Origin of the sequence: Dyadobacter alkalitolerans DSM 23607, assembly GCF_000428845.1 — a bacterium.
In the GTDB taxonomy this organism is placed as follows: Bacteria; Bacteroidota; Bacteroidia; order Cytophagales; family Spirosomataceae; genus Dyadobacter; species Dyadobacter alkalitolerans.
Window position 1 is genome coordinate 305,540 of record NZ_AUAS01000003.1, and the last position, 12,011, is coordinate 317,550.

The 12,011-nt window shown below is 39.5% G+C and carries 15 protein-coding genes; 5 read left to right on the forward strand and 10 right to left on the reverse strand.

Going from position 1 to position 12,011, the window contains the following annotated elements:
- Positions 1-157 precede the first annotated feature (157 nt).
- Genes G395_RS0107155 through G395_RS0107170 form a run of 4 tightly spaced genes read left to right on the forward strand, consistent with a single transcriptional unit; the run spans position 158 to position 5,165 of the window.
- On the forward strand, positions 158-1,378 hold the full coding sequence (locus G395_RS0107155; RefSeq protein WP_026629425.1) for a DNA cytosine methyltransferase: 1,221 nt from the start codon (positions 158-160) through the stop codon (positions 1,376-1,378).
- Positions 1,371-3,707 carry an ATP-binding protein gene (locus tag G395_RS0107160; protein WP_026629426.1) on the forward strand — a complete coding sequence of 779 codons (2,337 nt, stop codon included), beginning with the start codon at positions 1,371-1,373 and terminating at the stop codon, positions 3,705-3,707. The genes G395_RS0107155 and G395_RS0107160 overlap by 8 nt, the downstream gene beginning before the upstream one ends.
- The gene (locus G395_RS0107165; protein ID WP_026629427.1) at positions 3,704-4,420 is read left to right on the forward strand and encodes a response regulator; all 717 of its coding nucleotides are present in this window, start codon (positions 3,704-3,706) and stop codon (positions 4,418-4,420) included. Before G395_RS0107160 ends, G395_RS0107165 begins: the two co-directional genes overlap by 4 nt.
- A 1-nt stretch (position 4,421) precedes the next feature.
- Positions 4,422-5,165, forward strand: coding sequence for a hypothetical protein (locus tag G395_RS0107170; RefSeq protein ID WP_026629428.1), 744 nt, complete (start codon positions 4,422-4,424; stop codon positions 5,163-5,165).
- Positions 5,166-5,201: 36 nt separating this feature from the next.
- Here the strand turns inward: G395_RS0107170 and G395_RS0107175 are convergent, their stop codons facing one another.
- The 8 genes from G395_RS0107175 to G395_RS0107215 form a co-directional block, all read right to left on the reverse strand.
- Positions 5,202-5,675 carry a hypothetical protein gene (locus G395_RS0107175; protein ID WP_026629429.1) on the reverse strand — a complete coding sequence of 158 codons (474 nt, stop codon included), beginning with the start codon at positions 5,673-5,675 and terminating at the stop codon, positions 5,202-5,204.
- Positions 5,676-5,870: 195 nt separating this feature from the next.
- Entirely contained in the window at positions 5,871-6,134 is a 264-nt protein-coding gene (locus G395_RS0107180) for a hypothetical protein (RefSeq protein ID WP_026629430.1), read from the reverse strand.
- Between the two features lie 173 nt (positions 6,135-6,307).
- Entirely contained in the window at positions 6,308-7,090 is a 783-nt protein-coding gene (locus tag G395_RS0107185; protein WP_026629431.1) for a relaxase/mobilization nuclease domain-containing protein, read from the reverse strand.
- Positions 7,087-7,416, reverse strand: coding sequence for a plasmid mobilization protein (locus tag G395_RS0107190; protein ID WP_026629432.1), 330 nt, complete (start codon positions 7,414-7,416; stop codon positions 7,087-7,089). The genes G395_RS0107185 and G395_RS0107190 overlap by 4 nt, the downstream gene beginning before the upstream one ends.
- Positions 7,417-7,648: 232 nt before the next feature.
- The gene (locus G395_RS0107200) at positions 7,649-8,182 is read right to left on the reverse strand and encodes a hypothetical protein (RefSeq protein ID WP_026629434.1); all 534 of its coding nucleotides are present in this window, start codon (positions 8,180-8,182) and stop codon (positions 7,649-7,651) included.
- On the reverse strand, positions 8,163-8,873 hold the full coding sequence (locus tag G395_RS0107205; protein ID WP_026629435.1) for a P-loop NTPase family protein: 711 nt from the start codon (positions 8,871-8,873) through the stop codon (positions 8,163-8,165). Before G395_RS0107205 ends, G395_RS0107200 begins: the two co-directional genes overlap by 20 nt.
- Positions 8,870-9,250: a hypothetical protein gene (locus G395_RS0107210; protein WP_026629436.1), complete on the reverse strand. Its 381-nt coding sequence runs from the start codon at positions 9,248-9,250 to the stop codon at positions 8,870-8,872. Before G395_RS0107210 ends, G395_RS0107205 begins: the two co-directional genes overlap by 4 nt.
- On the reverse strand, positions 9,219-10,148 hold the full coding sequence (locus G395_RS0107215; protein ID WP_026629437.1) for a DUF8464 domain-containing protein: 930 nt from the start codon (positions 10,146-10,148) through the stop codon (positions 9,219-9,221). Before G395_RS0107215 ends, G395_RS0107210 begins: the two co-directional genes overlap by 32 nt.
- A 219-nt stretch (positions 10,149-10,367) precedes the next feature.
- On the opposite strand from G395_RS0107215, the gene G395_RS0107225 reads away from it, so the two are divergent.
- Positions 10,368-10,619 (forward strand): hypothetical protein, encoded by a 252-nt coding sequence (locus G395_RS0107225; protein WP_157486609.1) that lies wholly within the window; start codon positions 10,368-10,370, stop codon positions 10,617-10,619.
- A 40-nt stretch (positions 10,620-10,659) separates the two neighbouring features.
- On the opposite strand, the gene G395_RS0107230 is transcribed toward G395_RS0107225, so the two are convergent.
- Both G395_RS0107230 and G395_RS0107235 read right to left on the reverse strand, forming a co-directional pair.
- The gene (locus G395_RS0107230; RefSeq protein WP_026629439.1) at positions 10,660-11,637 is read right to left on the reverse strand and encodes an AAA family ATPase; all 978 of its coding nucleotides are present in this window, start codon (positions 11,635-11,637) and stop codon (positions 10,660-10,662) included.
- A gap of 45 nt (positions 11,638-11,682) precedes the next feature.
- A complete protein-coding gene (locus G395_RS0107235; protein WP_026629440.1) occupies positions 11,683-11,976 on the reverse strand; it encodes a helix-turn-helix domain-containing protein in 294 nt (97 codons plus the stop codon).
- Positions 11,977-12,011: the final 35 nt, after the last annotated feature.

Genomic DNA, 12,011 nt, shown 5'->3' on the forward strand with positions numbered 1-12,011 from the left:
AAATGCAAAATTACACCCAGCAGTCAGAAGCAAAAGTCATAATATAAAGCCCAATCTTTTGTTTACTGTAAAAGCAGTACATTGCATCAACAACACATTTGTAATAGACAGAAATGTATGAAAACATTATCTGCTGTAAAAATCTCATGTTCTCATTATGAGTAAGACGTTAAACTATATTGATCTTTTCGCAGGATGCGGGGGACTCTCCCTAGGTCTGCATAAATCCGGCTGGAAAGGTATTTTTGCAATTGAAAAGAGTCCAGACGCTTTCCTAACCCTTAGGCATAACCTAATAGACAAAAAAGGGCATTTCGATTGGCCAGCATGGTTGCCAATGAAAAATCTGGAAATTGATACCGTCTTAACAAATTATAAAGCGGAACTAACCGACCTCCGAGGCTCTGTTGACTTGATTGTGGGAGGGCCACCATGTCAAGGCTTTTCATCGGCGGGCAGAAGAAAAGAGAATGATGTGCGAAATGGACTTATTAAATCATATTTGCGATTTATAATGCACGTTCGTCCAAAAATGATATTTTTTGAAAATGTGAAGGGATTCACATTAAAATTTGAAAAGAATCGATCAAAGGGGGCAACCTACTCTGAATATGTGCTGAGGGTTTTAAGATTTCTGGGCTATCAAGTAGAAGGGAGAATGGTTGATTTTGCGAACTACGGTTTACCGCAACGGAGATCAAGATTCATCCTTGTTGGAATACGCAATGATATCGGCCTTTCAAATGACGTAGTTGCAAGCTCATTTTTTAACGAAATATTTGTTAAAAAAGAAGGGTTTTTAACTGACAAAGATTTACCCCTTCACCCAACATTAGGAAATGCAATTTCTGACCTTCTGATGACAAACGGCTTGGTAGAAACTCCCGATAGGAAAAATTTCAAGACAGGAATATACTCGAAACCTGAGTCGAGATATCAGCAGTTTATGCGAAACGAATATGATGAAAACATTCCAGATAGTCATAGTTTTCCAAAACATTCCAGTACGATACATGACAGGTTTAACTATCTCTTACAAAACAAAAACGGAAATAAGAGAATAGATGACGATACTAGATCTCATTTGAAGATAAGTAAGCACACTACGATTCCCCTTTCGGAGAACATGGTTGCCCCGACAATAACCACCTTACCGGATGACTATATACATTATAAAGAACCAAGAATTCTTACGGTAAGAGAATATGCCAGAATTCAAAGCTTTCCAGACTGGTTTGAATTTAAAGGGAAATATACAACGGGAGGAAAAGTAAGAACACAGCAAGTACCAAGGTATACCCAGATCGGAAATGCCATACCACCGCTTTTTGCTGAACAATGCGGCGACATCTTAAAAGGCTTTTTGAGTTATGAATAACGAATTTTTTAAAATAAGTTCCGAGCTGAAGAACTTAATCGGCAAAGATTTAATAACAGATAAAAATATCGCAGTATTCGAGTTGGTAAAAAATTCGTTTGATGCGAACGCCAGTGAAGTTAAAATTAGATTTAATAATCTTTACGGTAAAGATCCGAGCATTATTATTTCAGACGACGGAAAAGGAATGAGTTATGATGACTTAATTAACAAGTGGCTATTTGTTGGCTTTTCAGGTAAGCGAGATGGAACCGAAGACCTGATCGATGAAAACCAAAGAAATAAAGATTACAGGCATAGAATTAGTCAAAATAAAAGCTTTGCAGGATCAAAGGGTGTTGGTCGATTCTCTTGCGATAGACTTGGTAGCAGACTTAAACTGATCACTGTAAAAAACACTTCAAATAAGTCTATTGAATCACTTGAAGTCAATTGGAGAAGCTTTGAGAAAGACCAAAATATTGAATTTAAAGATGTTCCGATTAAACATTCTTCATTAACATCTCTATTAAATCCAATTAAACATGGTACAATTTTAGAAATATATGATATTACCAAAGAATGGGACAGAGATGCTTTACTGAGTCTCAAAGACAAACTATCTAAATTAATCAAGCCTCAAAACTCATTAGAACGAAACTCCGAAAGACGATTCAGCATTACGCTAGACGTCCCGGATGAAATGCAGCGCGATCTTGAAGTAGCAAATAGTATTGACAAAGGTGAAGGATGGACATATTACAATACGGTTAACGGCGAAATAAAAAACTTCATCTTTGATCAATTAGGCCTTAAAACAACTAGAATTGAGACAAGTATTATCGACGATGGTAAGAATATAAAGACAGAGCTAATTGATCGAAATCAAAAAATATATTCAATAATTGAAACAAACCCGTTCAATTATCTACAAAATATAAATATCAATTTATATTTTCTTAACCGATCAGCGAAGGCAACCTTTACTCAAAAGATGGGTACCCAACCGATAAATTACGGAAACGTTTTTATATATAAAAACGGATTTAGGGTTTATCCATTTGGCGAATCCAGAGATGATTCATTGGGTATCGACGCAAGAGGTACACAAGGGTATGCGAGGAACTTACAAACTCGTAACCTTATGGGTCAAATTGAGATCTACGATAAGAATGACACGTTAAAAGAGGTGACAAGTAGAGACGGGGGCTTTGTGAAAAATTCAGCCTATTCCGAACTTCTGGATTTATTCTTCGAAAAGGCATTTAAACGTTTGGAAAAGTTTGTGGTAGATGTCGCAGAATGGGGTGTCGACGATGAAAATCTAAAAGAATTATCTCAGGATAATATTAAGAAAAATTTAGTTAAATTAATAAGTAATATCTCTGATGAGAAATCTATAATACATATTGAATATAACAAAGATATCATAGAGATAATATCAAACCAAGAGGAAAAAAGTATAAAAAAAATAGTAAACAATTTTAGAAGAATTGCACGCGATTCCGATGACATTTCGCTACTAAACGAGGCTAAAAAAATTGAGAATATTTTTAACGATTTCTCTGCACAACGGAAAAGCACTGAGCGAGAATTAGAAATTGTTAGAACGGAAAAGCGAGCAATTTCTCAGCAACTCGATCTTGAAAAACAAAAAAACAATTACTTTTCAGCAACTCGAAAGCTACTAAGTAAAGACGCAGAAGGTTTGATACACAACGTCAAAATTAATGCGCTCGAAATAGATGAACGAATCATCAAGATTCTGAGAGAAATTAAGGCCAACAAGCTTAACCAAACTCAGATTATCTCGGAAATTTCGAAATTAAAATACTTTTCAAAGAAAATAGTGCACATCACAAAACTCGTCACCAGGGCAGATTTCAATAGTAATAGTGAAAAAGAAAGTATTGATATTGTCGAATACGTGAGTGAATACTTAGATAGCTACAATGAAATCTATGACCGAGATAGCTTAGAATTTATAGTCGAATCTTCTTCCAATGGATTTACGCGATTTGTCAGTAAGTTAGATCTAGCTATTGTTTTTGATGATCTAGTAAATAATTCTGTAAAAGCGGGAGCAAAAAAAATCAAAGTTATCATTGATAGTAAAATTAGAGATTCTGGATTAGATATTCTTTTTAGCGATGATGGTGAAGGTTTAACTAGGCAGTATTTAAACTCGTCTGAATCCATCTTCGACTTAGGGATCACTTCTACAACTGGTTCCGGTATTGGATTACATACAGTTCGAGAGAAACTGGGTGAAATGAAGGCTAAAATTGAATTTGTCGGAAATGGCACGTTACTCAGAGGAGCATGCTTCAAAATACAATTTAGATCATGAGCGAAAAGAAGTTCGGAATATTCATTGATGACAATCCAAATGAATCCCAGATAGAGAACATCAAAAGTAACTTATTACCCAAACGTATTGATTTCAATTATGAGATCTTAAACCCGACAACATTCTCTATTGATGGTGAGGGCAATGTAGATATAGATGAAATTTTTGATACTTTATTTACTGATCGCTACTTAAAAAGAACGGTTGACGTCATTGTATGCGATTATCATTTGGGCTTGTCTAACTTAAATGGCTTTCAAATGATTCGGAACATTAAGATCAGAAGTGGCGGCAGGGCTATACCAACTATTTTGTACTCCGCAAATATGGACGAAGTGATTGGAGATATCGTCGGAGGTATAGGTGAGTTTGGTCCTCAAAAAAAGCTTAATTCTGTAATTAAGAATGTCAAGGTTCTTATAGAAATGAATTTGGATGGATTAAGCAAAAAAGAAAATCTCGAAGAAGGACTACTTCGATTTTTTACTAATAATGTTTTCATTCTTGAGAATGAGCTTGAAAAACAACTTGAAAGATATAAAAGTTGGACGTTTCGCAGTACCTACCCACCGCTTGCTAATAAGACTATTGAGGAAGTTTTAGAACAGATAAGGATAAAGTCAAATACTGGAATAGGTTTCCAGAAAGCCTTACTAGAAAGTGCCATTGCACAGCTAATCGAGATGAACTCCGAATTCAATATTGCCGAGTGATATGAGCAGAATTTTATGTATTTATCCAGATCACAAGTCAACTAAGTTTCTCAATTCGATTCAGGTATCCATCAAACAGAACTTAGGGAATAAATTCCATTGCTATAAAGTTAAGCCGACGATGGAGTCACACGATAGGTGTCTTGCTGAAATTGCAGCCCACGATAATAATGAATCCATAATATTTTTAGGTCACGGCAAAAGCGACTCGCTTTTCGGTGCATCTTTCCCTAGTACCTGCGGAATGGTCTCTGATGACTATTTAGCTGAGAATCCACACGAGAAACATCTAAGTGAAGACTTTATAAATCCTGACAATATTTCAATTTTCAAAGAAAAGAAAATATTTTGTCTCACCTGCAACTCTGCTGATAGTTTAGGCGAACTCGCTATCGAGGCTGGGGCAAAAGTATTTCTTGGTTTTGGCGATATACCAACCGAAAATCATGCGGATCAAGATATTAGGTTGTATTTAGACCAATGGAAGTCACCAATGCCTGACAGGTTAACAAAAATTTTTAAGGGAGATATACAGGTAATTATAAAGTCCAGTTTATTGGTAGGTTTAAATGAAAAACTATCTTATGAGGACGTGCGAAATATTATTATCCATAAAACAAATTTGAGAATTGATGACATATTGAAACATCATAAAGGTATAAAGCGTAGGCGCCTTCTTTGTGATTACCTTTTTCAATTCAAGGAGGAAATGACAGTCTTTGGCAACTCAAATTTACTTATCTGATAGTCTTTTCTTATAATTTTTATCTTTTAATAATTCTTAAAATGAGCCATCTCCATTATGAAGAAAGGATGGTGAATTTGGTGAAAGTGTCCATATTGCATCACAGTCGTAAAAACGTTCCCAAATCAAGGTCCCTTTTGGTCTAATATTTGCTGAAGATCTTAAGGATCGCAATACATATGTTTTTTCTTCCTTCATTTCAATCTTATAGATTACTGCACTTATCAAATTGTAATTACGCTGTACGAAGTTCCTCTCCATCACAATATTAAATCCAGAAACTTCACTTTCGACGCTGGGGTATATAAGACATTCTACAAATTCATGATCATCGAAGTAAGCAATTTGCTTAACCAACATTTCGTAAAAGGCAGTTGTAAGTTTATAAGTCTGCCTGTTTGAGGCATCAACTTTTCTAGTAAACCACTGTGACAACGCTAAATCAAGCTCTAGGAGATTGTGGTCTGCACTGGATGAAAAATAAGGCAAGGATCCCACGATCCTTACCATTGGGTCTTTTGGATTGCGACGAGCAAGGGCCTGTTTTATTTGTTGAGCCCCAATAATCGGTACGTTTAACGTATTTGTATCGGTTTTTTTATATTGACCAACTACGATAAATTGCCCAACCTCAGGCCGAGTCTCAAAAATAGTAACACCATTATCAGTGGAGCAATAGAAAACTGCATGACCTTTTTCGTTACATCAATTTTGACCAGCAATTCGGTCTGGAGGGCATCCTAGGGCTTTTTGGTCTTTAAATTCGCCACATGCTTGTTCAATTGTTGATGCGGATAAGGCTCTTGCACGGAATACATTGCTTATTTCCAACTCACAAATTCCTGGCTGGTAGTTGAACTTTTGTAACAGCTTACCTAAAATTTGTGAAAGTCCAGGAACTGGCACATTTTCCAGTTCTGCAAAATCTTCAAAGTGACGAAATGTTATACCTATATCTGTTTCTGTCATTGTACGGTTGCTTTTAAATATAGATGGAAAACCATTTACTTGTTTATTTAATGGTTGGGGTCGCGTATACAGGACATTTTTAATACGTACCTAATATCAGTTAACATGGAAAGGTCTTGTATGGGACCAATTATTGTGATGCCTGCTTAACAGCAGTAACTCTACGCAAAGTGCTAGATATGAAAATTCTTGCCCTTTCTTATTGAAATTGACGCATTGGTTTCTAGAAGCTGATTTATTTGCTTTGCAACAAACCCAACATCTTGCCCCTTGACCGGCATTCCCTGATAATTATAACTAGAATACTTCAATCTGCCTTTTTCCATCGTAAACTTACAGTCAATCCCCTTCTCCTTCAACCGCCGTTCAAGATCTTCAAGTGTCTTACAGCCCTGCTTCAAAGCCTTCTTGATAGCCAAATTAACAACCTTCTGAGCCTCCTTTCGATGTTCAGCAACATGCCGCAACTTCCCTTCTCGCAGCTTCTCGACCTTGGCAAAACCAAGTTCTTGCGTAATCTCTTTACATACCCTTACGTTCCGAGCATAGTTGTGTGATGTCTCCAATGCCTTACTCCCATCCGTTGGCACTCGGTTGATGTAAATATGTATGTGCTTATGAGGCTTGTCGTAATGTTGATAAATTGCAATCTGATGATCCTTGGGATCTGCCCCCATCTTATTACAGTATCTATTAGCCGCCTCGATCATCTCTTCCTCGGTTGGGTTTTCATCTGGCCTCCAGCTGAGCGAAGAATGCCACACTGGCTTTTTGCAGCGGCTGCACGCAGCTTCCTGCTGCATTTCCAATGCTATGCCCATTGGATCCAGGGAGACAATGTTATGCAACACCAGAAGCTCTGATTTTCCTTCGATCTCCTTACCATTCAGACTGTATCCTGCTCCGTAGTTAATAGCCCGCACAAAACTGGATCCGATGGTCGTCTTTGCTATCATTTTTTTAGAATGCGTTTAAGTTCTTCCAAAACTTCTGTAATCGGTTTTTGATAGAAAAATCCTTTGTTGGCAAATGCGGCCAATTGATTGAGGTTAGTCCCTATCCCTTGCAGATTCCGTTTTTCATCCTTATCAAACCTGGCTTGTACCGGGTGGCCGGTGCCAAGTTTCCGCAGATACTCTGACACTGACAGTCCGGCCAAGGTGGCCTTTGATTTGATTTTAACGTAGTCTTGCTGCGTGACACGCAGCGGGATCGTTCTGTCTTTATTTTCCCTTTTCGCCTGACCTGACTGACTGGTATTTTCATGAGCGTTTTCGTCCATGGCGCTGATGGTTGCTTGTTAATAATGAATATTGATGGGGTTCGGGGCGGAGCCCTGGCAAGACAAGGGAGGAACGACCGGTGTGTTTGTAACTGCAATTCGGAGCGAAGCGAAGAATTGTAGTTACAAACACATGGCTTGCTTAACAAGGCTTAACAAGGCCAAAAATTGGCGTTATAAAAAAGTCGAAAATGGTCAAATCCGGTCGAAATAAGCCGAAAATTGAACGTATCTATTGATTGTCAGGCTCCAAAGGAACAACGACAACATTATCTGCTTTGAGATATTCGTACTCCCTCCCTACCTCTGGTGACTTCGATTTCGCGGCAGGGCGTAGAACCAGGTACTTTTTGGAATTAATCTCCTGTACATCCGCAACCTTGATCAGCTCCCGAAACGTATCGAAATCCGGATACATCTCTGTAAAATGTGAAACTGACTTGAACTTCTCGAACTGCCCGACATAATAGGCAATCACAACAATTCCTGCGAGAGCTACGAGTGAGGGAAATAGAGACTTCCCTATACTGAATATGAATGCCTGCATGTTATCCCGAAAATGTACAGTGTTGACCTGACCTTTCACGAGCTTCGCCGCTTTGTCGATTTCGGCTTTGGTGCTTTCAACCGTTTCTCCAAAAACGTTGAATCTGTCATTTAACTCAGTCAAGATCACTGCTGTCCACTCATCCATTTCATAGCCATACTTGGCTTGAAATTGCCCCATTATTCTGGTGACTTCTTCCTTAGTTATTTGCGAGCTCATCTTTGAAATTATCGGTTAGTTCCTTTTTTAATCTGATCCTTGCCCCTGTCTGGTATTCATTTATACCATAACCTTTTCTCACACCGTCCAGAATCTGACTCCCCAGGTTTGAGCCTGGATCGAAATCTCCGAACATTCGAAATCTCAATCCCATTGCTCCACTGTTGCGTTTCAGTTCTTCCGTTAAGGCAGAGAAATTTTTAAACGTCGTGATGCTTTGCCAGGCAGTCACATCAAATTGTCCACGCAGAGCGATCACAAGCTTTTGAAGGTAATCTACGCTGGGAATGTATGCTCCACCACCTCCGACAACGACATGAAAATTTGCCTTGAAATCCAGTTCGTCCATGAATTGCCTGAATGGCAGGTCGAGTTCTAGGAGTGCTGGGAACTGCTCCGACTCAGGAGCACCCAAATCAAAATATACCCTGTCAAATGGAGTGTCCACCAGGCTTTCAATATAAGAGACCAAGTTATCTCTCACCAAGACTTCCTTCTCATTGAGCAGAGAGACTGCTTCGGTGCACGACTCTCCCAAGAATCTAAGTTGCCGGCTGGACGTACCAGTCGAGCTATCCAAATCCACAAAAAGGGATTTGTCGCAATTTTGTTTAGCAAGACCTAACAGGTAGGTTAGCAGGCTTTTTCCTACACCGCCCTTGGCTTGCAGGATGAAATTGAGCTCTTTCATTTGTTAGAAAATTTACTTTTACGTGAGGAATTTGAATTTGTCTTGTCCGCGTCTGGATTGGTCCAGTTCTTAGGGTCTAGAATAACAGCTGCATCAGCTTCTCGTAAATTCTGATCTGTCGACGGTGGCTTGGTTATAGCCTGATTGATCTCCTTTACGGCACACGACTGGCTATCTTTACCTCGGAAGTAATGTCGGCAATACTTAATGTCAGCAGATCGAATCAAATCCTTCTGACCCAATTCCTGATTGATCAAATCTGCAATCATGGATAAAGATGCGCTCATGGCAATCGTATCCTTGAACAGATCATAAAGCAACCGTTTGCGCTTTGAATCCTTTCTTTCATACAGCCGGAGTAGCACATTTCTGTTCATCACATTTTGCATTTTGGATTAAAAATTCATTCAGATCCTTCTGCCCAGCATAGAACAAGCTCATATCCATCACACGAGGATATCCTTGTTTGATCTTCGCTGCTGCCTTTACTCCGGACGGATCGTTATCAAGAAACAGGAATTTGGAATCGAAGGGAGATAGATACTCGGATGCCCTTCCTAGCAGCGAGATTGAATTAAGTATCAGAAAACTTGCATGGGCCACATGAAAAACCGGCAGCATGAGATAAGACAGGAAATCCATGAAACCCTCAAAGACGAGCAGGTTACTGCCACAATTTTTGATCAGAGTCACGTCCTTTGGCGCAATGCAGGATTTGAAGCCTTTGCTTCGGAGCTCGTATCCACCAGATTGGTTTTTAAAGCCAATCCCTTTAAAAATGTGATTTTGATTCAAGTAGGTTACCTCGGTACAATGTTGCCGAGCAACTTCAATGGAGATGCCGCGGGCATTAACATAATCGATCAATCGAGGATCTTGAATGTAACCTTCATTTACTATACGTAGCTTATTATTGCTTGGCTGCTTTTCAATTTGCACTTTTGGTTGCGGGTGAAAAGAAGAAAAATTGCCAGTTATTAGCCCGATTACCTCCTTCACATCTTCCGTTTTGAAAATTTGGCATGCTAGGTCTGTTAGATTACCTCCTACCCCAATTCCATGGTCGTACCAAAGATTTTTATCGATATCCACTTTGAATGATGCGTGCTTCTCCGGATCTCTTATCATGCTGATATACCAATAGTTAATACCTCTTTTGGACGTCGGCCGGTAGCCATTTTGATCCAAAAATTCTATTATGCTGTGTTGCCGATTTAATTGTTTTGCATTCATATCTTTTCTTTTTTCACCCGCAGTCGTTCCGTTCCGTTCCATTTTCCACGCGTTCCACTTGTTCCATTTTGCCTAAAAAATTCACTATCTAATTGATTATAAAGGCGTTACATTTTTAGTCAAATTTTTGACCGAAAAATGTGGAACAAATGGAATTTCTGGAACAAGTGGAACGCCTGGAACGGAATGGAACAAATGAAACGAGATGGAACATCTGAGGCTAAATGGAATTAATGGAACGGATGGAACAAATGAAACGAGATGGAACATCTGAGGCTAAATGGAATTAATGGAACGGATGGAACGAAACGGAACTTTGGAACAAATGGAACTTTTGGAACGAGATGGAACATCTCAGGAACAAATGGAAATAATGGAACGGGTGGAACGAATAGAACTTTGGAACAAATGGAATTTTTGGAACAAGTGGAACAAAGCCGAACTGGCCGAGTTCAATTGCCAGATATCACCATTTTCTTCGAACATTTTTTCACAATCCCCTCTCATAAATAAGGAGGGGTTGTGAGAAAAATGTGGACTTCTTACAGGCCAATCATTCGTTTAGCCAGCGATGAATAGTCCCTTTGCCCCTGTTCAATATTTTCGCAATCTGCTCAATAGTCTTACCCTGATCCCGAAGCTCGCGTGCTAAGTCCTTCTGCTCCTCCTTCACCGGCATTACCTCCGTGCCTATGTGCTGCGCTTCTTCGATGTTGTCCTGAACAAATTCAAACCATAGCGTTTCAGGATTCAGACGGATCAACTTAGCACCGTCCGTCTCTTCGCAATGCCTGGATTTAGAGCGCTTGAAGATCCGGTATTGAATATCCTGTTTGCTCTTCCGGAGAAACATGTCGCTATCCGTCAAATCAGATTTCACGCCGGAGCCGCTTTGAAGATCACTATCAGTCAGCAAGTTCCTGGTATGCTTTCGCGTATGGTCTGTGATGATGATTGTTGTATCCAGCAAATCGCGTAGCGTCAAAATCAAGTGCATTGCTTTTGCCACTTCTTTTCCATTGTTAGTATCGGAATTTAGAAAAGCTACCCTGAAATTGTCCAGGACTATTAAAACCGGCTTCAAGCTCTTCGACATTTCTACAATAGCCTGGACCTCTTCTTCCAACCCCTTTTTAGTTGTGTAGACTTTACTTCGGTAGGTTGAGAAATTGATTTGCTCAGGGGGAGATTCGAATAGCATACCCAGCCTTCGACTGATCGTGTCTTCACTTAGCTCACAGTTAATAAATAATGTATTTCCGTGATACTCGATTGGCTCATTCCAAAGCGAAGGCCATTCTGATGCAATGGCGACGCAGGCTTGGAGTCCTATCAAAGTCTTTCCCGTACCCCGCTCAGCTGCAAATATGACAGCAGAGTTTTCCAGTACGTAATTTCCCAGCAAACGCCTGAGGGGAGCAAGCGTTCTTCCTCTTATCGCCAGATCTTCCATATCATTGAGGGAAGATTTATGTAAAATCTTTCCTTCCAAATGGTTGTGAAAACCATTCAAGGCAGCTAATTTTGTCATACTAATTTTGTTAAGAATTTTTGAAGGGGTAATGCGTTCGAGGCATTATCCCTTTTTCTTTGATTTCTGGTTTGTGTACATGTAATCCAACACCTCTGATTTCACGAAATAAATTCTTCGGTGAAGTCGGCGATACGGTAGCCCGTCCTTTTGCCACTGATGCAGCGTCACCAGGGAAACATCCAGCTCCCGGGCCATTTGCGCTCGGGATAGAAGTCTTTCATCACTCTTAGACGTTGGATCCGCTTTCGGGCTGAGGGCATTCTTGAACTCCTCTTGAATCACCTGTCTGGTGAAGTTTTTGAACTCGTCAAACTCAATTACTAGCAGTTTGGTCATGGCACATTTGTTTTTTGTTGATGGGATCAAATGTT